This is a genomic window from Citrobacter freundii complex sp. 2025EL-00176 (assembly GCF_053309355.1).
In genome coordinates this window covers 675546-698561 of the sequence record NZ_JBRYHT010000001.1, presented here as the reverse complement: position 1 = coordinate 698561, position 23016 = coordinate 675546, and the positions used below count along the sequence as shown (strand labels likewise).

Annotated in this window: 21 protein-coding genes; 7 read left to right on the top strand and 14 right to left on the bottom strand. The window is 53.1% G+C overall.

What is annotated here, in order from left to right; genetic code table 11:
• Positions 1-170: 170 nt before the first annotated feature.
• Genes ttrB through ttrA form a run of 3 tightly spaced genes read left to right on the top strand, consistent with a single transcriptional unit; the run spans position 171 to position 4986 of the window.
• On the top strand, positions 171-905 hold the full coding sequence (gene ttrB / locus ACVXHP_RS03435; protein WP_447570849.1) for a tetrathionate reductase subunit TtrB: 735 nt from the start codon (positions 171-173) through the stop codon (positions 903-905).
• The gene (ttrC, locus tag ACVXHP_RS03430; protein WP_316129455.1) at positions 906-1928 is read left to right on the top strand and encodes a tetrathionate reductase subunit TtrC; all 1023 of its coding nucleotides are present in this window, start codon (positions 906-908) and stop codon (positions 1926-1928) included. It abuts the gene before it with no gap.
• On the top strand, positions 1921-4986 hold the full coding sequence (gene ttrA / locus ACVXHP_RS03425; protein ID WP_447570848.1) for a tetrathionate reductase subunit TtrA: 3066 nt from the start codon (positions 1921-1923) through the stop codon (positions 4984-4986). Before ttrC ends, ttrA begins: the two co-directional genes overlap by 8 nt.
• Before the next feature lie 78 nt (positions 4987-5064).
• Here the strand turns inward: ttrA and ACVXHP_RS03420 are convergent, their stop codons facing one another.
• The 3 genes from ACVXHP_RS03420 to ACVXHP_RS03410 are packed head-to-tail and all read right to left on the bottom strand — an operon-like array spanning position 5065 to position 7582.
• Positions 5065-5877, bottom strand: a complete 813-nt coding sequence (locus tag ACVXHP_RS03420) for a MetQ/NlpA family ABC transporter substrate-binding protein (protein ID WP_316129457.1) — start codon at positions 5875-5877, stop codon at positions 5065-5067.
• 21 nt (positions 5878-5898) lie between these two features.
• Positions 5899-6567 (bottom strand): methionine ABC transporter permease, encoded by a 669-nt coding sequence (locus ACVXHP_RS03415; protein WP_304698238.1) that lies wholly within the window; start codon positions 6565-6567, stop codon positions 5899-5901.
• On the bottom strand, positions 6560-7582 hold the full coding sequence (locus ACVXHP_RS03410) for a methionine ABC transporter ATP-binding protein (protein WP_447570847.1): 1023 nt from the start codon (positions 7580-7582) through the stop codon (positions 6560-6562). Before ACVXHP_RS03410 ends, ACVXHP_RS03415 begins: the two co-directional genes overlap by 8 nt.
• Before the next feature lie 376 nt (positions 7583-7958).
• On the opposite strand from ACVXHP_RS03410, the gene ynhH reads away from it, so the two are divergent.
• From ynhH to lpp, 3 genes are all read left to right on the top strand, one after another.
• Positions 7959-8153 (top strand): protein YnhH, encoded by a 195-nt coding sequence (gene ynhH, locus ACVXHP_RS03405; protein ID WP_249357174.1) that lies wholly within the window; start codon positions 7959-7961, stop codon positions 8151-8153.
• Positions 8154-8160: 7 nt separating this feature from the next.
• Positions 8161-9573: a pyruvate kinase PykF gene (pykF, locus tag ACVXHP_RS03400; RefSeq protein ID WP_200006605.1), complete on the top strand. Its 1413-nt coding sequence runs from the start codon at positions 8161-8163 to the stop codon at positions 9571-9573.
• A 309-nt stretch (positions 9574-9882) separates the two neighbouring features.
• Positions 9883-10119 (top strand): murein lipoprotein Lpp, encoded by a 237-nt coding sequence (gene lpp / locus ACVXHP_RS03395; RefSeq protein ID WP_003029373.1) that lies wholly within the window; start codon positions 9883-9885, stop codon positions 10117-10119.
• Positions 10120-10188: 69 nt separating this feature from the next.
• On the opposite strand, the gene ldtE is transcribed toward lpp, so the two are convergent.
• From ldtE to ACVXHP_RS03355, 8 genes are all read right to left on the bottom strand, one after another.
• Positions 10189-11193 (bottom strand): L,D-transpeptidase LdtE, encoded by a 1005-nt coding sequence (ldtE, locus tag ACVXHP_RS03390; RefSeq protein WP_447571143.1) that lies wholly within the window; start codon positions 11191-11193, stop codon positions 10189-10191.
• 123 nt (positions 11194-11316) lie between these two features.
• Positions 11317-11733 carry a cysteine desulfuration protein SufE gene (gene sufE, locus ACVXHP_RS03385; protein ID WP_042308753.1) on the bottom strand — a complete coding sequence of 139 codons (417 nt, stop codon included), beginning with the start codon at positions 11731-11733 and terminating at the stop codon, positions 11317-11319.
• Positions 11734-11745: 12 nt separating this feature from the next.
• Complete coding sequence (sufS, locus tag ACVXHP_RS03380) at positions 11746-12966, bottom strand: cysteine desulfurase SufS (RefSeq protein WP_304698225.1); 1221 nt, start codon at positions 12964-12966, stop codon at positions 11746-11748.
• Complete coding sequence (gene sufD, locus ACVXHP_RS03375) at positions 12963-14234, bottom strand: Fe-S cluster assembly protein SufD (RefSeq protein ID WP_447570846.1); 1272 nt, start codon at positions 14232-14234, stop codon at positions 12963-12965. The genes sufS and sufD overlap by 4 nt, the downstream gene beginning before the upstream one ends.
• Positions 14209-14955, bottom strand: a complete 747-nt coding sequence (sufC, locus tag ACVXHP_RS03370; RefSeq protein WP_447570845.1) for a Fe-S cluster assembly ATPase SufC — start codon at positions 14953-14955, stop codon at positions 14209-14211. The genes sufD and sufC overlap by 26 nt, the downstream gene beginning before the upstream one ends.
• A gap of 16 nt (positions 14956-14971) precedes the next feature.
• Positions 14972-16459 (bottom strand): Fe-S cluster assembly protein SufB, encoded by a 1488-nt coding sequence (gene sufB / locus ACVXHP_RS03365; protein ID WP_200006609.1) that lies wholly within the window; start codon positions 16457-16459, stop codon positions 14972-14974.
• A gap of 8 nt (positions 16460-16467) precedes the next feature.
• Positions 16468-16836 (bottom strand): Fe-S cluster assembly scaffold SufA, encoded by a 369-nt coding sequence (gene sufA, locus ACVXHP_RS03360; protein WP_200006610.1) that lies wholly within the window; start codon positions 16834-16836, stop codon positions 16468-16470.
• Between the two features lie 489 nt (positions 16837-17325).
• Positions 17326-18201, bottom strand: a complete 876-nt coding sequence (locus tag ACVXHP_RS03355; protein WP_447570844.1) for a LysR family transcriptional regulator — start codon at positions 18199-18201, stop codon at positions 17326-17328.
• Between the two features lie 122 nt (positions 18202-18323).
• Here ACVXHP_RS03355 and ACVXHP_RS03350 point away from each other — a divergent pair, with 122 nt between their 5' ends.
• A complete protein-coding gene (locus ACVXHP_RS03350) occupies positions 18324-19175 on the top strand; it encodes a Vmh family MBL fold metallo-hydrolase (protein WP_447570843.1) in 852 nt (283 codons plus the stop codon).
• 67 nt (positions 19176-19242) lie between these two features.
• Here the strand turns inward: ACVXHP_RS03350 and ACVXHP_RS03345 are convergent, their stop codons facing one another.
• The 3 genes from ACVXHP_RS03345 to ydiJ form a co-directional block, all read right to left on the bottom strand.
• Complete coding sequence (locus ACVXHP_RS03345; RefSeq protein WP_005120249.1) at positions 19243-19431, bottom strand: YdiH family protein; 189 nt, start codon at positions 19429-19431, stop codon at positions 19243-19245.
• 77 nt (positions 19432-19508) lie between these two features.
• Positions 19509-19919 carry a 1,4-dihydroxy-2-naphthoyl-CoA hydrolase gene (gene menI / locus ACVXHP_RS03340; RefSeq protein WP_137398075.1) on the bottom strand — a complete coding sequence of 137 codons (411 nt, stop codon included), beginning with the start codon at positions 19917-19919 and terminating at the stop codon, positions 19509-19511.
• Positions 19916-22972, bottom strand: a complete 3057-nt coding sequence (gene ydiJ, locus ACVXHP_RS03335; protein ID WP_447570842.1) for a D-2-hydroxyglutarate dehydrogenase YdiJ — start codon at positions 22970-22972, stop codon at positions 19916-19918. Before ydiJ ends, menI begins: the two co-directional genes overlap by 4 nt.
• Positions 22973-23016 lie beyond the last annotated feature (44 nt).

The following is a 23016-nucleotide window of genomic DNA, read 5'->3' as shown; positions in this document are numbered from 1 at the left end:
CCTGTCAATTATGTTGTTTTAGATCAACAACAAGCCGGGTATGTGGTTAACCACAATAGAGTCCCCCCCATCACGATTTTTACACTGTAAATCATTGAGATTCTTTATTCATCACACACAAATCAACGGCGTGACCAATGTTTCGTTGTTGTACCGTGACGGGAGAAAATATGGACAGCAGTAAACGGCAGTTTCTCCAGCAATTGGGCATCCTGACCGCTGGGGCTTCACTGGTTCCGCTGGCCCAGGCGCAATTCCCCTTCTCGCCTGAACGCCATGAAGGCTCACTCGAGCATCGCTACGCCATGCTGATTGACCTGCGACGCTGCATCGGCTGCCAGGCCTGTACCGTCAGTTGCGCCATTGAAAACCAAACGCCACAGGGAGATTTCAGAACTCTCGTTAACCAGTATCAGGTGCAGATGACAGGCCAGCAAAGCGTTACCAACGTCCTGCTGCCGCGCCTGTGCAACCATTGCGATAATCCCCCTTGTGTGCCCGTTTGTCCGGTGCAAGCCACCTTCCAACGCGAAGACGGTATCGTGGTCGTCGACAACACCCGCTGCGTGGGTTGCGCCTACTGCGTGCAGGCCTGTCCATACGATGCGCGATTCATCAACCATGAAACGCAAACCGCCGATAAATGCACGTTTTGCGTACACCGCCTGGAAGCGGGCCTGCTCCCGGCCTGCGTGGAATCCTGCGTCGGCGGCGCACGCATCATTGGCGATATCAAAGATCCGCACAGCCGGATTTCTCAAATGCTGCATGAACACCATGAGGCCATCAAGGTGCTGAAACCCGAAAGCGGAACGTCACCACACGTGTTTTATCTGGGTCTGGATGAGGCGTTTGTCACCCCGTTAATGGGTCGTGCGCAACCCGCTCTCTGGCAGGAGGTTTAAATGAACCATTCACTGATTATCGAAGAGGTTCTGGCCCATCCGCAGCATGTAAGCTGGTTACCCTGGGCTGTACAGTATTTCTTTTTCATCGGTATTGCCGCCTGCGCCGCGCTGTTCGCCTGCGTACTGCACTGGCGCAAACAGGAGACAACTGAACTGGAAAACCTGACGCTGTTGATCGCCCTAACCTGTGCAATAACCGCGCCGCTGGCGCTAACCGCCGATTTACACCAAACCGCCCGCGTCTGGCATTTTTATGCTTATCCGACGCCATGGTCCTGGATGCCATGGGGCGCGCTGTTTTTACCGCTGTTCACCGGCTTCCTGGGCCTGTGGTTTCTGGCGCAGCACGTTAAGCATATAACGCTCAAAAGTTACAGTGTAACGAAATGGTTGACCGTCGGTAGCGCCTTGTCCGCCATCGGATTACTGGTTTACACCGGTCGCGAAGTGTCGGTGGTGCAGGCGCGTCCCATCTGGTTCAGCTATGCCTTTCCGGTTGCGATGTTCCTCAGCGCGCTGCAGACGTTCCTCGCCCTGCTCATCGCGGCAACAAAAAGTGAAGGATCTTTGCTCCGCAAACTGGCGTGGGGGCAAATTGTCGCCTTGAGCGCGCTGGCAATCGTGGTGGCATTTTGGGTGAGCGGCAACACGCTTTCCGGTTCAGCAATCCGCCAGTGGCTGGATGTCGCCTCGTCGGCACGACACTACGCCATCGGCTGGGTTGCGCTATGGCTTGTCTCGCTTGGCCTTTGCGGGCTGGTGCAGCGTTTTCCATTGTCTCTGCCGCTGCGCATATTTCTGGCGTTTAGCGCCATGGCGCTGTGCTGGCTGATGCGCTGGACGTTACTCATCCAGGTACAGACCGTACCGAAATTTAACGCCCAATTTAATCCTTACACCCTGCCCGGCGGCACCGATGGCTGGCTGGCCATTGTGGGCACCTTCGGCCTGTGGATAGCACTGATTATTATTGTTCGTGAAGCCCTGAACGCGATCGCAAGGAGAATGCAACATGGCTAATTTAACCCGTCGTCAGTGGCTTAAAGTCGGTCTTGCCGTAGGTGGCATGGTGACGTTTGGTCTGAGTTATCGGGACGTAGCAAAACGCGCGCTGGACGGTTTGCTGGACGGTACCTCCGGCAAAATTACCCGAGATCGCATCTTTGGTAATGCGCTCATCCCCGAAGCCAATGCCAAGCCGCAATGGCAGCAGAATCCACAGCAGGTGATCTCGATGACGCAATGTTTTGGTTGCTGGACACAGTGCGGTGTGCGGGTCCGGGTTGACAGTGAACAAGGCAAGGTGCTGCGCATTGCCGGTAACCCCTATCATCCGTTATCTCACGAGCACCCTATTGACGCCTCAGTCCCCTTTGCCACAGCAATGGCGCAACTGGCGGGTGAGTCGGGTCTGGACGCGCGCTCCACCGCCTGCGCCCGTGGCGCAACCTTACTTGAAGGTCTGTACAGCCCACTGCGCATTCTGCAACCGATGAAACGCGTCGGCAAACGCGGTGAGGGAAAATGGCAGCGCATCAGCTTCGAACAGTTGATCAAAGAGGTGGTGGAAGGCGGAGATCTGTTTGGTGAGGGCCATGTTGACGGCCTGCGGGCTATTCACGATCCCCATACGCCGCTTAATGCCAAACATCCCGGCTTTGGGCCAAAATCCAATCAGTTGCTGGTCACCAATACCAGCGATGAAGGACGTGATACGTTTTTACGTCGCTTCGCGCTGAACAGTTTCGGCAGTAAAAACTTCGGCGCGCATGGCGCTTACTGTGGCCTGGCCTACCGGGCCGGTTCTGGTGCGCTAATGGGGGATCTGGATAAAAACGCCCACGTGAAGCCCGACTGGGATAATGTCGAGTTCGCGCTGTTTATGGGAACCTCTCCAGCGCAATCCGGCAACCCGTTTAAACGCCAGGCTCGCCAGCTCGCCAGCGCCCGTTTACGCGACGACTTCCGCTATGTGGTGGTGGCGCCAGCCCTGCCATTAACCACGGTACTGGCTGACGATCGCGGCCACTGGCAGCCCGTGCGCCCGGGAAGCGACTCCGCGCTGGCGATGGGGATGATCCGCTGGATAATCGAAAAACAGCGCTATAACGCCGATTACCTCGCCATTCCCGGCGTGCAGGCTATGCAGCAGGCTGGAGAAAAAAGCTGGAGCAACGCCACGCATCTGGTGATCACCGATGAGCTCCCAAATCTTGCCGGACAGCATTTAACCCTCGCGCATCTGAACGCAAATGCTGCCCAGGAACCGGTTGTCATTAACGGAGCCGGAGAAATCGTCGCCGCCAGCGGTTGCCCACGCGCGCAGTTGTTTGTCACCCGCGAGGTGACGCTGGCAGACGGCCAGACGGTGACAGTAAAAAGCAGCCTCCAGTGCCTGAAAGAGTCCGCCGAAAAACTCTCGCTGGCGCAATACAGCCAGCAGTGCGGCGTGTCTGAAGCAGACATCGGCGCCCTGGCCGACGCGTTTACCCGCCACGGACGAAAAGCGGCGGTGATCGCTCACGGCGGAATGATGGCAGGTAATGGATTTTATAACGCCTGGTCGGTAATGATGCTTAATGCGCTGATTGGCAACCTGAGTCTTGAAGGCGGCGTGTTTGTCGGCGGCGGCAAGTTCAATGGTGCCACCGATGGACCACGCTACAACATGGACAGTTTTGCCGGGAAGATTAAACCAAAGGGATTAAGCATCGCACGCAGTAAAACCGCGTATGAGTCTTCCGAAGAGTACCGCAATAAAGTAGCCGCCGGACAATCGCCCTTCCCGGCAAAAGCCCCGTGGTATCCGTTTGTGGCAGGTCAACTTACTGAACTTCTTGTCTCGGCACTCGAAGGCTACCCTTATCCGCTTAAAGCCTGGATCTCCAACATGACCAACCCGTTTTACGGCATCGCAGGGTTGCGCGGCGTGGCGGAAGAAAAGCTTAAAGATCCTGCGCGTTTGCCGCTATTTATCGCCATTGATGCCTTTATGAACGAAACCACGGCGCTGGCAGATTACATCGTGCCGGATACACATAACTTCGAAAGTTGGGGATTCAGCGCCCCGTGGGCGGGCGTCGCCAGCAAAGCCACCACCGCTCGCTGGCCCGTGGTCAGAGCCGCAACCAGCAGTACCGCTGACGGTCAACCGGCCTCAATGGAATCTTTCTGTATTGCGGTAGCGAAACGCATTGGCTTGCCTGGTTTTGGTGATAATGCGATTACCGACCCACAAGGCAATCAGTATCCGTTAAATCGTGCGGAAGACTATTATTTACGCCTCGCCGCGAATATTGCATTTATGGGTAAAGCACCGGTCCCGGAGGCTCAGCCGGAAGATATTTCGTTGACCGGGGTGCAACGGATTATGCCAGTGATAACGCAAACGCTGAAAGCCGATGAAGTCAGCCGGGTGGCATTTGTGTATTCACGCGGTGGGCGCTTCGCTCCAGCCAGCAGTGGCCGGGTGGAAAATCGCGTCGGCAATGCGTGGGAAAAACCGCTGCAAATTTGGAATGCGAATGTCGCCGCGCACCGCCATGCGATAACCGGAGAACGCTACAGCGGTTGCCCAGCCTGGTATCCTTCGCGCCTGTCAGATGGACGTGCGGTCGAAGAGTTGTTCCCGGAACAAGAATGGCCGCTGAAATTGATCTCCTTTAAATCCAATACCATGTCCAGCGCCACGGCGGTGATCCCACGCCTGCATCATCTGAAGCCGGTTAATCTGGTGGCGCTTAACCCGCAGGATGGTAAGCGGTATGGTTTAGCACATGGCGATACGGTACGTATCACCACGCCTGGCGGTCAGGCACTGGCGCAAATAAGCCTGCTGCATGGCGTGATGCCGGGAGTTATCGCCGTTGAACATGGCTATGGACATAAAGAAATGGGCGCGGCGCAACATACGCTTGACGGCGAGCCGATGCCATTTGATAGGCAAATAAGGTCGGGAATCAATCTTAACGATCTGGGCTTTGCGGATCCTACCCGGCAGGTAGCTAATACCTGGCTTGACTGGGTGTCGGGGGCGGCGGTACGCCAGGGTCTGCCAGCGAGAATCGAGCGCGTGTAACTCTCGCATCGGGTGGCAACGCTAACGCGTTTTATCCGGCCTACAGGACGTTGTAGGCCGGATAACGCAAAAAGCGGATCAGTTATTTACTGGGATCACTGCGCCTTTGTATTTCGTGCGGATCCAGTCCTGAATCTCTTTTGAATGCAGTACGTCTACCAGCGCCACAATATCCTTTTTCTTCTCATCGCCACGATGTACGGTAATGATGTTGGCATATGGGTTATTTTCACCGCTTTCGACGGCAATCGGATCTTTCACCGGATCCAGCCCCGCGTCGATAGCATAGTTCGCGTTAATCACCACCGCATCGCCTTCGTCGTTGTTGTACATCTGCGGTAACAGCGCCGCTTCCACGTTAGGCAGGAACTTCAGTTTTTTCGGGTTTTCCACGATGTCGCTAATGCGCGCGGTGACTTTATCCACCCCCGGCTTCAGCTTGATCACACCCTCTTTTTCGAAAATCGACAGAATACGGCCTTCCTCAGATACCGCATCGCGCATGATGACCTTGCCGCCTTCCGGCAGATCTTTAAGCGATTTCACCTTCTTCGAATAGATGCCGATCGGCTCGATGTGAATGGCTCCGGCGCTGACGAAGTCGTAGGTTTTATCGCCCGCATGATCTTTAATCACGCTGTTCAGATACGGAATATGCTGGAAGTAGTTAGCGTCAATCTCACGGCCAGCCAGCGCGGTGTTCGGCAGAATGTAATCCTGGAACGGTTTAATTTCCAGGTCGATCCCCTGCTTTGCCAGAATCGGTTTGGCCTGCTCAAGGATTTCAGCATGCGGTACGTTTGATGCGCCAACGGTCAACGTATCAGCCCAGGAGGTGAAGCTCAGGGCGCTTAAGGTTGCTGCGGCGAGTAATGTCAGTGATTTTTTCATGATAATGGTTTCCGTATTTTATTAGCGTTTATCTAACAGAGAGGTGATCACATCGCCGCAAAGCTGGATGATGAAGACGATGAGCAGAATCGTCACCGTCGCCACCAGCGTGACGTCGCTGTGGTTGCGCTGGAATCCTTCCAGATAGGCCAAATTCCCTAAACCCCCGGCACCAATGACTCCCGCCATCGCGCTGTAGCTGACCAGCGCAATCAGCGTCACGGTGATCCCGGACACCAGAGCAGGAGAAGATTCCGGCAGTAAAACCCGAAAAATAAGCGTACTCAGACGCGCGCCCATTGAACGCGTCGCTTCAATAACGCCTTTATCGACTTCACGCAGGGCAATTTCCACCAGACGCGCATAAAACGGCGCGGCCCCTACGATCAGTGCAGGCAAGGCGGCATTAGCGCCGAGAATGGTGCCAACCATCGCTTTGGTAAACGGGATCAGCAGCACGATCAAAATGATGAACGGGATCGAACGGAAGATATTCACCACCAGCGAAATCGCGCTATACACGGCACGATTGTGGAATAGTCCGCCACGCGCGGTCAGAAACAGCGCCAGGCCAAGCGCAACCCCAAGAACAAAGGTCGCCACGCCAGAAAGCGCGGTCATGTAGAGCGTTTCCTGCGTTGCTGCTAATAATTGATCCCATTTCAGATGGGGGAACAGTTCTTCAGGCATGTTGAATCACCTCACCTTCAATGTCGCTATGGCGCAGGTCGGCCAGAATATTGTTCAGTTGTTCTTCACTGGCCACAACGTGCACCCAAAGCTGACCAAACACACCGTGCGCGGTTTGCGTCATCTTGCCGCGCAAAATGTTAAACGGCAGGCCGTAGCGCAGGGTCAATTCTCCGACCACAGGACGGTGAGTGCGCTGCCCGGTAAACGTTAGCTTGATCACCACGCCGCCCAGTTCGCTGGCCAGTTGTGGGTTGAACTCGTCTTCTTCGGCGTACTGGCTCACCTGACGAACGAATTGTCGGGTAATCGGCTGCTGTGGATGGGTAAAGACGCTGAGCACATCGCCTTCTTCAACGACTTTGCCGTTCTCCATCACCGCCACACGGTCGCAGATTTTCCGCACCACGTGCATTTCATGGGTGATCAACACAATGGTTAATTTGAAGCGACGATTAATATCGAGCAGTAAATCAAGGATCTGATCGGTGGTTTGCGGATCCAGCGCCGAGGTAGCTTCGTCGCACAGCAGTACGTCAGGATTGTTCGCCAGCGCGCGGGCAATGCCCACCCGCTGTTTTTGTCCGCCGCTGAGCTGGGACGGATAAGCATTTTCGCGACCACTCAACCCCACCAGCGTAATTAATTCGGCAACCCGCGCTTTGATGGACGCCTTTGGCGCACCCGCAATTTGCATAGAGAACGCAATATTTTCGCTAACCGTGCGCGACCACAGTAAGTTGAAGTGTTGGAACACCATGCTGATTTTCAGTCGCGCCTGGCGCAGAGATTCTCCGCGGGCGGCAGAGATATCGTGTCCGTTAATCGTCACGCTGCCAGAAGTCGGTTTTTCCAGACCATTAAGCAAGCGGATTAAGGTGCTCTTACCCGCCCCACTGTAACCAATAATTCCGTAAATCTGCCCCTGCTCAACCGTCAGATTGACGTTATCGACAGCGGTAATTGCAAGCCTGCCTGGCGTAAACACTTTTGAAATATTTTTCAGGACAATCATGTCGTTTGGGTATCCGCTGCTGCTTTTTGTAATCCTGCTAGCGCTTTTGGCTGTTTAGCAGTATGGATGTCCAAACGAGTGTAATGAGTGAAATTGGCTTTTAGAATGAATAAAAACGAATTTGATATAATTTTTGGGAATATAATCACAACATTAAAAACGCGCGCATAAATCTGCCTGGTTGGGATGGCAAGCGCGGCTTGTTGCGCAACAAATGGCTGCTGTGTCCAATCCCTTTATCCATACCGATGAACAAATTAATGAATATTCTTCGGCAAACTGCACAGAAGTGTTTTGAAACAGCGTTTCCATTTTCCTTTTAGATAAAATTCAGCGTATAATGCGCGCCAATTGTCTCTTGAATGGTTTCAGCACATTGACCTGTAAAACTCAACGACTACAAAACTCACCTTCCCGTTGGGCTGAAACGCAAGCACACATTCCTCTGCACGCTCTTTCGATGTCACCTATCCTTAGAGCGAGACATCACCACTTTCGTAACTCAGGTTTAGCTTCCCGTCCGTGCGCGATGGGGGCCAGATTTCCCAATCCTTCTCAACTTAAAGACTAAGACTGTCATGAAAAAGACGAAAATTGTTTGCACCATCGGTCCGAAAACCGAATCCGAAGAGATGTTAACCAAAATGCTGGACGCGGGCATGAACGTCATGCGTCTGAACTTCTCTCATGGCGATTACGCAGAACACGGCCAGCGCATCAAAAATTTGCGCAACGTGATGAGCAAAACCGGCAAAAAAGCAGCCATTCTGCTCGACACCAAAGGTCCGGAAATCCGTACCATTAAGCTGGAAGGCGGCAACGACGTTTCTCTGAAAGCAGGCCAGACCTTCACCTTCACCACCGACAAATCCGTTGTCGGCAACAGCGAAATCGTTGCTGTGACTTATGAAGGCTTCACGAAAGACCTGTCCGTTGGCAACACCGTACTGGTTGACGACGGCCTGATCGGCATGGAAGTGACCGCCATCGAAGGTAACAAAGTTATCTGTAAAGTGCTGAACAACGGCGACCTGGGCGAAAACAAAGGCGTTAACCTGCCGGGGGTTTCTATCGCGCTGCCAGCACTGGCTGAAAAAGACAAACAGGACCTGATCTTCGGTTGCGAACAGGGCGTTGACTTCGTTGCGGCTTCCTTTATCCGTAAACGTTCTGACGTCGTTGAAATCCGCGAGCACCTGAAAGCCCACGGCGGCGACAACATCCAGATCATCTCCAAAATCGAAAACCAGGAAGGTCTGAACAACTTCGACGAAATCCTCGAAGCCTCTGACGGCATCATGGTTGCGCGTGGCGACATGGGCGTTGAGATCCCGGTTGAAGAAGTTATCTTCGCGCAGAAGATGATCATCGAAAAATGTATCCGCGCACGTAAAGTCGTTATCACTGCGACTCAGATGCTGGATTCCATGATCAAAAACCCGCGCCCTACCCGCGCGGAAGCTGGCGACGTGGCTAACGCCATCCTCGACGGTACCGATGCAGTTATGCTGTCTGGCGAATCTGCGAAAGGTAAATACCCGCTGGAAGCCGTGACCATCATGGCAACCATCTGCGAACGTACCGACCGCGTAATGACCAGCCGTCTGGACTTCAACAACGACAGCCGTAAACTGCGTATCACCGAAGCCGTTTGCCGTGGCGCGGTTGAAACTGCAGAAAAACTGGATGCTCCGCTGATCGTGGTTGCAACCCAGGGCGGTAAATCTGCGCGTGCAGTGCGTAAATACTTCCCGGATGCCACCATCCTGGCGCTGACCACCAACGAAACTACCGCGCGTCAGCTGGTACTGAGCAAAGGCGTTGTGGCACAGGTTGTTAAAGAAATCAGCTCTACCGATGATTTCTACCGTCTGGGCAAAGAAGTTGCTCTGGAGAGCGGTCTGGCGCAGAAAGGTGACGTTGTAGTTATGGTTTCTGGCGCGCTGGTTCCAAGCGGCACGACCAACACAGCATCCGTTCACGTACTGTAATAATTCCACCACGAATTAATTTGCTTAAAAAAGCGCCCTCGTGGCGCTTTTTTTATTTTATCGATAGCCACAATTAATAAAAAATCAAATCGGATTTCACTATCTAATCCGTGATTATCTAAGATGAATCCGATGGAAGCTTTCTGTTTTCACTCAGTTTTTTAGCCGTTTTTGCACAATTCGATGCTTCTTTGAGCGAACGATCAAAAATAAGTGCATTCCCATCAAAAAAATATTCTCAACATAAAAAAGTTTGTGTAATACTTGTAACGCTACATGGAGATTAACTCAATCTAGAGGGTATTAATAATGAATCGTACTAAACTGGTACTGGGCGCGGTAATCCTGGGTTCTACTCTGCTGGCAGGTTGCTCCAGCAACGCTAAAATCGATCAGCTGTCTTCTGACGTTCAGACTCTGAACGCTAAAGTTGACCAGCTGAGCAACGACGTGAACGCAATGCGTTCCGACGTTCAGGCTGCTAAAGATGACGCAGCTCGCGCTAACCAGCGTCTGGACAACGCAGCTACTAAATACCGCAAGTAATAGTAACTGTGTAATAAAAATGGCGCACATTGTGCGCCATTTTTTTTACTCTGAATTTCTCGTTCCCTGTTATTGCGTAGCGCGCACCTCTGTATTCTCTCCCGGCACACTATTCTGCGCAGACTTCACGTCACTCCCATTGGTAACAACCGATGCTTGCCCGGCCGTCACTGTGACCGGATAACCCGCGCGGCGATACAACGCGCGTTCCACCAGGCTGCTATCCACCGCTTTGTTATCTTTAAACTGGGTAAAACCGGCTGGTAGCACATACGGCATGGTCTGGACGTTTTGTTCCTCTTCGGGCGACAACGGTCGGTGCACCTCGACATAGCGCATGCCGTTCGGCTCAATTGAATATTTGATCGGCTCATTAATCACCCTGACCGGCGTTCCGGTTCGAACCTGAGCAAACAATGCCTTGATGTCCGGCGCGTTCATGCGAATACATCCCGAGCTGACACGCAGGCCGACGCTGTCCGGCGCGCTGGTACCATGGATCAGATATTCACCGTTTCCATGCGCCAGACGCAGTGCAAAGCGTCCTAACGGGTTATTTGGCCCGGCGGGTACAACCGGAGGCAATGTTATGCCACGCTCCAGAGAGCGTTTACGGATGCCTGCTGTAGGGGTCCAGGTTGGGTTCGGTATTTTCTGCCCTACCCGGGTTTCCATTACCGGGGTTTCCAGCCCTTGCAAACCGATACCAATCGGGAAGACCTGAACGATATTCTCTCCCGGCGGGAAGTAATACAGACGTAGCTCCGCCAGATTCACAATGATGCCTTCGCGTGGCGCGTCGGGCAGCAGTAGTTGCGAGGGAATAGTAATCAGGGTGCCGGGTTTGGGAACAGGGGCAATAGTATTATTCGCTTCGAGGATCAGCATTGCGGCGGTATCAAACTTACGGGCAATCGCCTGTAGGTTTTTATCGCCTTCCTGCACGGTGTAAGTTTGATTTTGCCCAACAAGACGGCTGTTCGCCTGGGGCAACGGATAATCGACCGCCCATGCGGCCTGAATAGCGCTGTAAGCGCCGATTAGCATTAACGTAATAACAGACGCGCGTTTCATACTCACTCACCCCCCTGGCGTTCTTGCCGGACGGCGGCGAGCGCCAGATCCGGCTTACGAGTCACTGCGTTGCCTTACACGGACGCTTTCAAGTCGGTCTGAAAGTTGACGTGTTTTATCAGTTTAGCTAAGAGTTGCGGCTTTGGCGCGGATAGCCCGAATCATCGCCTCCAGCCCCTGTGAACGAGACGGTGTGAGATGCTGTGCGAGCGCCATTTTTTCAAACCACGGACGCACATCAAAATTCACAATATCCTGGGCTGTCATGCGGTCGTACAAAATGAATACCACGGCGATAAGCCCTTTCACAATTGCCGCATCGCTGTCGCCCTGTAATTCAATAATTCCTTCAGCATTCTGCCGCATTACAATCCATACCTGACTTTGACATCCCTGAATGCTATTTTCGGGGCAATGTTCGTCGGCGTTTAATTCCGGCAAACGCTGACCCAGTTCAATGATGTACAGGTATTTCTCTTCCCAATTAGCGCAACGCAGAAAATTACGCAACAACTTTTCTTTATCCGGTAGCGCAGCCATAACGCCTCCCTGTTATCCCAGTAAGTGATGAATACGCTTGAGACCTGTCACCAGGCGATCCACTTCTTCATGGGTGTTGTACATGGCAATCGACGCCCGACACATAGCGGGAACGTTATAGTAGGCCATCAGCGGCATAGCGCAGTGATGCCCCGTCCGCACGGCGATCCCATAGTTATCGAGAAAACTGCCGACATCATAGGCGTGATGTTTGCCGAGGTTAAAGGCAATCACCCCCAGGCGGTTATCCGGTCCATAAAGCGTCAAATCCGGCACGTCCGCCAACTGTTCCAGCGCATAGCGCATCATGAACTGTTCATATTCGCTGATTTCAGTCAGCCCCAGCGCTGAAACATACTCAATAGCCGCACCAAGCCCGATAATCCCGCCGGTATTAGGTGTTCCGGCTTCAAACCGCCACGGCGCTTTGGCCCACGTCGTCCCCTGACTCAGACTCACGGTCGCAATCATCGAACCGCCACCTTCCCAGGGCGGCATTTCCTGCAGCAGCGACTCTCTGGCATACAGAACGCCAATACCGGTTGGCCCGTAGAGCTTGTGTCCGGAGAAAACATAGAAGTCGCAATCTAACGCCTGCACATCCACTTGATGATGCATAACCGCCTGTGCGCCATCCACCAGCACTTTTGCGCCGTATTGATGCGCCAGCGCAATCATCTCATCCAGCGGGTTTTCGGTGCCCAGTACGTTAGAGACGTGAGTAATTGCCAGCAGTTGCGTGCGATCGTCAAACAGTGCTGGCAAGGCCTCCAGTTGCAACGTGCCATCGGCATTGAGCGGAATGACCCGCAGTTCTGCGCCCACGCGGGCGCACAGCATTTGCCAGGGAACAATATTGGCATGGTGCTCCATCTCGCTGATGATAATGTTATCGCCAGCCCTGACATTGCTGTTGCCCCAGCTGTTCGCCACCAGGTTAATGCCTTCCGTGGTACCGCGAACAAATACCAGTTCTTCAGCTGAACGAGCGTTAATAAACAGCGAGGCGAGCTTGCGCACATTCTCCATTTTTTCCGTAGCCTGCGCGCTCAGCGTATGGATACCGCGGTGAACCGCCGCATAGCCGTGACGGTAAAACTCAGCTTCGGCATCAATCACCTGATTAGGCTTTTGCGCGCTGGCGGCGCTGTCCAGATACGCCAGCGGTAAACCGTTCACTTCACGGGTCAGGACCGGAAAATCAGCCCGCACTTTTTCAATGGGAAATGTCATGCTACGCCTCCCGGCAAGCGTTGGGCGATCCGCGCCAGTACCAGTTGTTTCAGCGTTTCATCGGTCAGGGCTTCCGTCAGCTCAGCGGCAAACGCATAGAGAATCATCTGTTGAGCATCCTGCTGGCCGATCCCGCGCGAACGCAGGTAGAACATCTGTTCGTCATCGATCCGCCCTACCGTTGCTCCATGGCTACATTTCACGTCATCGGCGTAAATTTCCAGCTGTGGTTTGGTATCCACTTCCGCCAGTTTACCGAGCAGTAAATTGTTGTTGGTCATCTGACCGTCTGTTTTAATGGCGTGTTGAGCGACGTTGATCAAACCATTGAATACCGCCCGCCCCTTATCGCTGACAATCGTTTTATGCAGTTGGCGGCTGTTGCAATAACCTTTGTTGTGCGCAAGCCAGGTTCGGGTGTCACAGACTTCATTTTTCACCGGCATCGCCAGGCTGTTAAGGCGCAGCGTGGTATTTTCGCCGTTAAGCTGAGTACTGGTGTTATGGCGCAAAACAGCGTCGCCGAGTAAGAAGCTTTGGCTGACTGCCGAGGCATCGGCACTCAACTGAATATCATTATGGGCAAAGTGGTGGCTGAGCGAATTCTCAAACGCCAGTTTGATATGACGCAAATGCGCATTAGCCGCGACGTTCATTGTTAAGCGCGCACCGGTAAAATGGCGAAGCTCGCTGAGACTGACATAATGCTCAATAACGGTGGCTTCTGCGCCTTCCGCCAGCTCAAGATGGTGACGATAGTGCGCCGTATTCACCTCATCGCCCGTCAGTCCCTGGGTAATGTGTAGCAGCAGCAGCGGTTTCGCTGGTCGCTGGTTACGCTTGACCAAAATGTGCGTTACGCTGCGCGACAAGCTTTCGGTCAGGTGCAGGAATACTTCCGGCTGGATAGCCGCAGGCAGCATCTGACGCTCATCATCAACGGCAATATCAAAGCCGCTACCTTCCACGCTGTCGCTGAGAGTTGGACAAAATTGCCCGTCGACAAAGACCAGCCGTACCGCATCAATAGCCGGTGCCAACGCATCACACTGGGCTGGCGTTATCGCGGAGATAGTGCTGACAAACTGGCTGTGGGTTAATCCCTCCAGCGGCGTGTATTTCCAGTCCTCATGCTTACGGGTTGGCAGCCCCAGACGTAGCATCTGATGCAGATGCTGTTGCGCATAGTGCGAACGGGTCTCCCCTTGCGTCTCAAACAGATGATGCCACTGTTGCAGCACGTTACTGCTGTTCGCTAAGCCAGCCATATCCTTGCTCCTCCAGTTGTTTGACCAGCGTAAAATCACCGGACTTCACAATTCGCCCCTGGTAGAGAACGTGAACATAATCGGGTTTGATATAGTCCAGGATGCGCTGATAGTGAGTGACGATAATGAATGAACGTTTCCCGTCGCGCAGCGAGTTCACACCATCCGCGACGATTTTCAGCGCATCAATATCCAGCCCGGAGTCTGACTCATCAAGAATGCACAGCTGCGGCTCCAGCACAGCCATTTGCAGAATGTCATTACGCTTTTTCTCACCGCCGGAGAAACCGACGTTTACCGACCGCGTCAGCAAGTCCTCCGGCATTTTCAGCAGCGCGATTTTTTCTTCCATCAGATCCTGGAAGTCGAACCTGTCCAGCGACTCCTCACCACGGTAACTGCGCACCGCATTCAGAGCCGTTTGCAGGAAAAACTGATTACTGACGCCGGGAATTTCAACCGGATACTGAAATGCCATAAAGATCCCTTCACCGGCCCGCTCCTCTGGCGACAGTTCCAATAAATCCTTACCGTTAAATTCCACCGTCCCGCCGGTGACTGCGTAGTCTTCACGTCCGGCGAGCGTGGCAGACAGCGTACTTTTCCCGGAACCGTTCGGTCCCATGATGGCGTGGACTTCTCCGGGACGAATCTCAAGGCTCAGCCCACGCAGGATCGCCTTATCTTCGACACTGACCTGTAAATCTTTGATGCTTAACATGTGCTTTCCTTAAATTTTAACCGACGCTGTGTTCAAGGCTGATGGCGAGAAGTTTTTGCGCTTCTACGGCAAATTCCAGCGGCAGTTCAGAGAACACGTCTTTACAGAACCCGTTAACGATCATCGAAATGGCATCCTCTTCGCTAATCCCGCGTTGCAGACAGTAAAACAGCTGGTCTTCACCGATGCGTGACGTCGTGGCTTCATGCTCAAGCTGGGCGCTGTTGTTCCGACACTCGACATACGGGAAGGTATGCGCCCCGCAGTCCGCCCCGATCAACATGGAGTCGCACTGGGTATAGTTACGGGCGTTGGTGGCGGTCGGCATGATTTTTACCAGGCCGCGATAGCTGTTCTGACTCTGTCCGGCAGAGATCCCTTTCGAGATGATGGTCGATTTGGTGTTCTTGCCAATGTGGATCATTTTGGTGCCGGTATCGGCCTGTTGGTGTCCGCTGGTCAACGCGACGGAGTAGAATTCGCCGATGGAGTTATCGCCACGCAGAATGCAGCTTGGGTATTTCCAGGTAATGGCTGAGCCGGTTTCCGACTGCGTCCACGACATTTTGCTGTTTTCGCCTTCGCACAGCGCGCGCTTGGTGACGAAGTTCAAAATGCCGCCGGTATTCCCATCACCGGGGAACCAGTTTTGCACCGTCGAGTATTTCACTTCAGCATCTTTGTGGATGATGACTTCCACCACCGCCGCATGCAGCTGGTAGCTGTCACGTACCGGAGCTGAGCAACCTTCGATATAACTGACGTAGCTGCCCTCATCCGCAATCAAAATGGTACGTTCAAACTGCCCGGTCTTTTCCGCATTAATCCGGAAGTAGGTTGAGAGCTCCATGGGACAACGCACGCCTTTCGGCACATAGATAAACGTCCCATCTGACGCCACGGCGGCATTCAGCGCGGCAAAGAAATTGTCATTACCCGGAACGACGGTGCCCAGATACTGTTTCACCAGCTCAGGATGGTCATGGATCGCCTCCCCGAACGAACAGAAAATAATGCCCTGTTCCGCCAGTTTGTCGCGATAGGTCGTCGCCACCGACACCGAGTCGAAAATGGCATCAACCGCCACCTCTTTTCCTTCACGAACCGGCACCCCAAGTTGCGCAAAAGCGTCTTCTACCTCTTTGCTTAAAAAGGCATTCGCCCCCGTTTGCTGAACAGCTCCCGGTTCAGAAACACAGGTTTCATCACAATTGCCACAGGACGGCGCAGAGTAATAGCTGTAATCCTGATAATTCAGCTTGTCGTAGTGCGCTTTTAACCAGTGCGGCTCTTCCATGTTCAGCCACGCGTTAAAGGCATTCAGGCGAAACGCCAGCATCCAGTCGGGTTCATTACGTTTTGCCGAAATCGCGCGCACAACGTCTTCATTGATCCCTTTTGCCAGCTCATCGGTTTGCAGTTGGGTGAAGAAGCCCTCTTTATAATTGAGGTGCCCGCCAGCCCAGGTGTTAACATCATCAGTTGCTTCAGTATTACGAGACATAGTACCGCCTATACCCCAAAACTTTCGCCACAGCCGCATTCGTTCTGGGCTTTCGGGTTATGAAATTTAAATAACTGATTTAATCCTTCGCGAACGAAATCGACTTCCGTCCCGTCGATAAACGGCATCGCCTGTAACGGCACATAGAGTCTGGCGCCGTCCGTTTCAAACAGCAGATCGTCTTTTTCCGGCTCACGGACGGTGTCCAGCACGTAGCCGAATCCCGCGCATCCGGTTTGTTTCACACCTAAACGCACGCCTAACATGTCGGGTTGTTTTGCCACCAGTTCGCGGATGTGCGCCGCGGCCGCTGGCGTTAACGTCAAACCACGCCATGCGAAATCGTCCGGGTTAAATGTTCCTGAATGCAATTCCATAGGGTTACCTCGAGTCATTAGCTTTCAAGCTATAACACCATGTTAGTGATAATGATTATCACTTCAACCCCTCAACAGCAGGGGCATTCGGGTTAATCGCCCTTTTTGGCTACTTTTAATAAGCATAGACCCTGCAGCGCGGGTTATCAGAGATGGATTATTTTGTTCAATGCTTTGATTAATAATGGATTATGAAAATCCAATCGTTCAGGCAGGTCAAATATCAAAAGATGTATAGGTAATACCTATTTAAGGGATAGATGCGAGTAACGGCAGAGATGAAATCAGATCAAAAAGCGTGCAAATAACAAAAAACCCTTAAGTCTGCTTATTGGCAGGCTTAAGGGTTCCGGCCCCATCCGGCGCTTATCTCCGGCACTCGTAATGGCTTAGCTCTTGAAGGGGCATAAGAATAATCTCACTCCCGGATAAGTTTTGTTTAACACAAATTGCGGTTTGATTATTTTTTGAGCGCAGTCAATGACATAATTAGCGCGTAGTTTCACTAATTGCGTCTAACAACAGGCGTAACCCAGTTGGCTGGTGCTCACGAGAAAGATACAACCCGTATATTGGCAGACGTTTAGGCTGCAGCTCTGGCAGTAACCGAACTAACTTTCCCTGCGTCAACCCTTCCCGCGCTTCCGGCTCCGGTACCAGCGCAATACCCATACCCGCCAGCGCCAACTCACAGAGCAGCGAAGAGATCCCGGCGCTCAAATTCCCTTTGATTGCAACAGAAACTGTCTGCCCTTGTGCATCGAGAAAGTGCCAAGATTTTCCGGCAAAGCCGCTGTAATAGAGGCAGTTATGCTGCGTAAGATCGTCGAGAGTTTCAGGAGTGCCGTGTTGATGCAGATATTCGACAGACGCACATAGCACGGATTCACAGTTCCCCAACCGACGAGCGATGGTCCCAGGCTCGGGGTTGTCCGTAATGCGGATCGCCACATCGATGCGTTCCCCGACAAGACTGACCGGCTGATTATTGATCTCAACTTCAATACGCAGTTGCGGATACCGCGCCAGAAAAGTGGGCAGCACCGGAGCAAGAATATGCATAGCGGTATAATGTGCACAAGCAACACGTAGCGTACCGGAGGGGATTTGCGCGGCACTGGCGGCAGCAATATCCAGCGAAAGTTGCGCCAGAGAACGCGTTTTCACTAACGCTTCTTCTCCCGCTGGCGTGATCGTCAGGCGACGCGACGACCGGTGAATAAGCCTTGCCCCCGCCCACTTTTCCATTTCGTCGAGGTAACGACTAACCATCGGTCTGGAAAGCCCCAGCGCGCGCGCAGCGGCGCTTAAGCTACCCAAATCACAGATATGGTTGAAGACCGTTGCCGCCATTACTCTGTCCATTGCATCCCATCCGATCGTTTTAAGAAACTCAGCATACCCTGATACAGGAATTCTAACAGATGCAAATTTCCTTAGAATACGCGAACGATCAAAAGACAATTTCCTGCACAAGGTTACATATTATGAAAGTTAAAACTCTGGCCCTGCTGTTCCCCCTGTTCTCCTCTTCTGTCTTTGCCGCTCCGTTACAACTGGACGTCTACAACCCGCAGGATAAGGCTATTTTCCCGGTCTCCTCGACGCTGGTTTCGGGACCGAAAGAGGCGATTTTGTTTGACGCGCAGTTCAGCACCAAAGATGGCGAACAACTGGTGCAGATGATTCGTGCCAGCGGTAAGACGCTGAAAGCTATCGTAATCACCTCCGGCGACCCGGATTTCTATTTTGGCCTGCAACCCATCGTCAGCGCCTTCCCACAGGTGAAAGTGCTGGCAACACCGCATGTGGTAGAGCATATTCGCGCCACGAAAGAGGCCAAACTGCAGTTCTGGGGTCCGCAAATGCAGGACGGCGCGCCAACTTCACTCATCGTGCCGCAAGCCACCACACAAACGCGTTTCACGGTTGATGGCGAAACGCTGGAACTTCGCCATCCCAACGATTATGCGGCGTATGTCTGGATCCCGTCTAACCGCGCAATCATTGGCGGTACCGGCGTGGCTTCGGGTATTCATGTCTGGACGGCGGATACGCAGTCTGCTGAACAGCGTTCCGCGTGGCGCAATGTGTTAAGCGAGATGCAGAACTTACATCCCGCTCAGGTGGTGCCGGGGCATTACATTGGCGAACGCCCGACAGGCGATAAAGCGGTTCGCTTCACCCAGGATTATTTACAGTCGTTTGAGCAGGCGTTAAGCGCGAATAAGGGTTCAGCTTACGTGATTAAAACCATGACGGCGGCATGGCCAGGTCTGGCGGACGCAAGCTCTCTGGAGCTAAGTGCGAAGGTCAATACCGGTGAGATGAAATGGTAAACAAGATTTAAAGCAAAAAATAACCCCGAACACGTGTCGGGGTTTCATTACGATAAGCATACCGGAATCAATGAACGCCCAGGCGCCAGGCAAAATAGATCTCTTCTTTCAGTTCAGTTGAAGAGAGCGTCAATAAATCCGCAAACTCCAGCTCAAGTTGTTTCAATCTTTTCAGGTACTGAGCTGGTGAAAGATCGGTTTTATCACGACGTAAAAACTCTATTGCCAGTTGGGCCGGGTCTAATTGGGTAGACATATCATCCTCGCTTGTGTTCAAAACCTGCACAGTATAACACCATTCACTGCGCAGATAATGACCAAAAGCAATATGCATCACAAAATAGCGGTCGTCAGACGCGATGTGCAACACAATCGCCCTTGCTGATCGAAGATTTCGATTTGCCATACCTGATGGCGAGAGCCGGTATGGATCGCGCTACACACGCCTCTGACACGCCCTTCCCGCGCAGAGCGAACATGGTTGGCATTAACCTCAAGGCCCACCACTTTTTGCTCCCCCTGAGTGCACAGGTAACCAGCCACCGAACCGATGCTTTCCGCCAACACCACCGACGCACCGCCATGTAGCAAACCAAAAGGTTGTTTGGTGCGATGGTCCACCGGCATCGTGGCCTCCAGGGTATCGTCGCCAATATGTTCAAAGCGAATGTCGAGCAACCCCACCATATTTCCTTCCCCCATGGCATTAAGCGCCTCAAGGGTGACTTCACGTTTCCAGATCATCCTATAATCTCCAGCAGTGCCTGTAATGGATGGCGAACGCCCGTGCCTTCAACGCGCTTAACCTGGCTACGGCAGGAATATCCAGTAGCCAGACAACGATTTCGCGGCAGTCGCTGCATTGCCTGGTGCCATGATAGCTCATAGATCCCCAGCGAGTTCTGATGATTTTTCACTTCGTGCCCATAAGTACCAGCCATGCCGCAGCATCCCACGCTGACGTTCTCCAGCCTGGCGCCAAATCGGGCAAAAATTGCCGTCCACTGAGCTGGTGCGCCCGGCAGGGCCGTCACCTCAGTACAGTGTCCAAAGAAGTACCACGGTTCGCCGCCGATTGAAGCTGCCGGCTGTGACTCCACAACTGTTGATAGCCATTCGTTAGCCAGCAGCACATGGAAATCACCCCGCTGTTCCCCGAGCGCCAGCTTGTATTCATCGCGATAACAGAGCACCAGCGCCGGATCGACGCCCACCATCGGAATATTCAGCTTCGCCACCCGGTTGAGAAACTCGGATGTCTTTTTCGCTGTTTTGGCAAAACGGTTTAAAAAGCCTTTAATGTGCTGCGCTTTGCCGTTTGGCGAGAACGGTAACAGTACCGGCTGTAAGCCCAGTTTTTCTACCAGACGGATAAAATCAGCCACCACTTGCGCATCGTAATAGCTGGTGAACGGATCCTGTACCACCAGCACCGTGCGGGCTTTTTGCTCAGGGCTGAGTAATTCGAGCTGTTCCAGTGTCATATTGGCGGAACGGTGACCAACCAACTGACGCTGAAGCGACGGCGCAGACAGCAACGGTAAATCCACCATACCGATGTGCTTTTTAGCCAGATTGCGTACCAGCGGCTGGTTGATGAAGAAGTTAAACGTTTTGGGGGCACGCGCCATTAGCGGCGCATAGCTCTCGACGGTCGCCACCATATGATCGCGCAACGGTCGCAGATAACGCGTGTGATACAGTTGCAGGAAGCGCGAGCGGAACTCCGGTACGTCAATTTTAATAGGGCACTGCGTGGAACAGGCTTTGCACGCCAGACAGCCAGACATAGCCTCTTTAACTTCATGCGAGAAATCGTATTCGCCCTTACGGGCATGCCAACTATTGCGGGTGCGGGTAATCAGCGAGCGTAAACTGGCGCGTTTTTCCGGTAGCTCTTTTTCCAGTTGAACGGGGTCAACTCCACGATCGGCCAACAAACGCAGCCATTCACGTACCAGCGTGGCACGGCCTTTTGGCGAGTGGATACGGTTGAGGCTAATTTTCATCGACGGGCACATGGGGCTTTTCGCATCAAAGTTAAAGCATAACCCGTTGCCGTTACACTCCATTGCTCCGCGCCACTCTTGCCGCACCGCCAGTGGGATCTGTCGGTCATAAGTCCCGCGCTTGACGGCATCCACTTTCATCATTGGCGCGTCAATGTCTTCCGGTGGACAGATTTTCCCCGGATTCAGCCGGTTTTGCGGATCAAACACCGACTTCACCTTGCGCAATTCGCGATACAGTTCTTCCCCGAAAAATGCCGGACTGTATTCGGCACGAAAACCTTTCCCGTGTTCGCCCCACAGCAGACCGCCATATTTTGCCGTCAGCGCAACGACATCATCAGAAATGCGTTTCATCAGCACTTCCTGCTGCGGGTCGCACATATCCAGCGCCGGTCTGACATGCAGCACACCAGCATCCACGTGACCAAACATGCCATAACTCAGACCGTGGCTGTCGAGCAGCGCACGGAACTCGGCAATATAGTCAGCCAGATGCTCCGGTGGAACGCAGGTATCTTCGGCGAACGGAATCGGCTTCGCGGCACCTTTCGCATTCCCCAGCAAACCAACGGCTTTTTTACGCATGGCGTAAATACGCTCCACGCCCGCGAGTTCGGTACACAGTTGCCAACCAATGACACCGGCTTCCTGACGGGCAATTAACCCATCCAGGCGTTCACACAGCGCGCTAACCTGTGCATCAATCAATGCTTCATCGTCACCCGCAAATTCGACGATATTCAGGCCCAGCATCTCTTTATCCGGTACATCGGTAATCAATTCACTTACCGAATGCCAGACGATATCTTCCCGCGCCAGGTTAAGCACTTTGGAGTCGACGGTTTCTACCGACAATGCACGTGCTTCCACCATGACCGGAGCGGTACGCAATGCTGAATCAAACGAATCATACTTGACGTTGACCAACTGCCTGACTTTGGGCAACGGCGTGATATCCAGGCGGGCCTCGGTAATAAACGCCAGCGTGCCTTCAGAGCCGGTAAGAATGCGGGTTAAATCAAACTCGGTCATCTCGTCGTTGAAGACGTGCCGGAGATCGTAACCGGTTAAGAAGCGATTGAGTTTGGGGAATTTATCAAGAATAAGCTGACGGTTATCACGACACCGCTCATACACCGTCTTATAGATGCGGCCAATCGTGGTATTGCTGTTGCCCAGCGTTTGGGCGAGTTCGACCGGCATTGGCTGGGTATCAAGAATATCGCCGCCTATCAGTACCGCGCGGATACCCAGCACGTGATCGGAGGTTTTACCGTAAACCAAGGAACCTTGTCCGGATGCGTCGGTATTGATCATCCCGCCCAGCGTTGCCCGGTTACTGGTCGATAATTCCGGAGCAAAGAAATAGCCGTAAGGCTTCAGAAACTGGTTGAGCTGATCTTTGATTACCCCGGCTTCGACCCGCACCCAACCCTCCTGCGGGTTGATTTCAATAATGCGACTCATATAGCGGGACATATCAACAATAATGCCCTGATTCAGCGCCTGACCGTTCGTCCCGGTGCCGCCGCCGCGCGGGGTAAAAATCAACGACGAAAAAAGAGGTTCCGCCGCCAGACGGGCGATCAGCGCCACATCTGCCGTTGAACGAGGGAAAACCACAGCATCAGGAAGCAGCTGATAAATACTGTTATCCGTCGACATTGTCAGCCGATCGGCATAGCTCGTTGCCGTATCGCCCGTAAATCCTTGCTGCTCCAGCGCCTGCAAAAAATTGAGCACCAGTTGAACGACACCTGGCGCCTGAGAAATTTGTGGAATCATTATAGTGACCCTTTCCTGCGGTCTGTGTTGTGAATTTAATCGTT

Excerpts from the sequence above, each read along its gene's own strand:
- ttrB (WP_447570849.1), top strand. The coding sequence starts at position 171 with ATGGACAGCAGTAAACGGCAGTTTCTCCAGCAATTGGGCATCCTGACC.
- ttrC (WP_316129455.1), top strand. The coding sequence starts at position 906 with ATGAACCATTCACTGATTATCGAAGAGGTTCTGGCCCATCCGCAGCAT.
- ttrA (WP_447570848.1), top strand. The coding sequence starts at position 1,921 with ATGGCTAATTTAACCCGTCGTCAGTGGCTTAAAGTCGGTCTTGCCGTA.
- ACVXHP_RS03420 (WP_316129457.1), bottom strand. The coding sequence starts at position 5,877 with ATGAAAAAATCACTGACATTACTCGCCGCAGCAACCTTAAGCGCCCTG.
- ACVXHP_RS03415 (WP_304698238.1), bottom strand. The coding sequence starts at position 6,567 with ATGCCTGAAGAACTGTTCCCCCATCTGAAATGGGATCAATTATTAGCA.
- ACVXHP_RS03410 (WP_447570847.1), bottom strand. The coding sequence starts at position 7,582 with ATGATTGTCCTGAAAAATATTTCAAAAGTGTTTACGCCAGGCAGGCTT.
- pykF (WP_200006605.1), top strand. The coding sequence starts at position 8,161 with ATGAAAAAGACGAAAATTGTTTGCACCATCGGTCCGAAAACCGAATCC.
- lpp (WP_003029373.1), top strand. The coding sequence starts at position 9,883 with ATGAATCGTACTAAACTGGTACTGGGCGCGGTAATCCTGGGTTCTACT.
- ldtE (WP_447571143.1), bottom strand. The coding sequence starts at position 11,193 with ATGAAACGCGCGTCTGTTATTACGTTAATGCTAATCGGCGCTTACAGC.
- sufE (WP_042308753.1), bottom strand. The coding sequence starts at position 11,733 with ATGGCTGCGCTACCGGATAAAGAAAAGTTGTTGCGTAATTTTCTGCGT.
- sufS (WP_304698225.1), bottom strand. The coding sequence starts at position 12,966 with ATGACATTTCCCATTGAAAAAGTGCGGGCTGATTTTCCGGTCCTGACC.
- sufD (WP_447570846.1), bottom strand. The coding sequence starts at position 14,234 with ATGGCTGGCTTAGCGAACAGCAGTAACGTGCTGCAACAGTGGCATCAT.
- sufC (WP_447570845.1), bottom strand. The coding sequence starts at position 14,955 with ATGTTAAGCATCAAAGATTTACAGGTCAGTGTCGAAGATAAGGCGATC.
- sufB (WP_200006609.1), bottom strand. The coding sequence starts at position 16,459 with ATGTCTCGTAATACTGAAGCAACTGATGATGTTAACACCTGGGCTGGC.
- sufA (WP_200006610.1), bottom strand. The coding sequence starts at position 16,836 with ATGGAATTGCATTCAGGAACATTTAACCCGGACGATTTCGCATGGCGT.
- ACVXHP_RS03355 (WP_447570844.1), bottom strand. The coding sequence starts at position 18,201 with ATGGACAGAGTAATGGCGGCAACGGTCTTCAACCATATCTGTGATTTG.
- ACVXHP_RS03350 (WP_447570843.1), top strand. The coding sequence starts at position 18,324 with ATGAAAGTTAAAACTCTGGCCCTGCTGTTCCCCCTGTTCTCCTCTTCT.
- ACVXHP_RS03345 (WP_005120249.1), bottom strand. The coding sequence starts at position 19,431 with ATGTCTACCCAATTAGACCCGGCCCAACTGGCAATAGAGTTTTTACGT.
- menI (WP_137398075.1), bottom strand. The coding sequence starts at position 19,919 with ATGATCTGGAAACGTGAAGTCACCCTTGAGGCGCTTAATGCCATGGGG.
- ydiJ (WP_447570842.1), bottom strand. The coding sequence starts at position 22,972 with ATGATTCCACAAATTTCTCAGGCGCCAGGTGTCGTTCAACTGGTGCTC.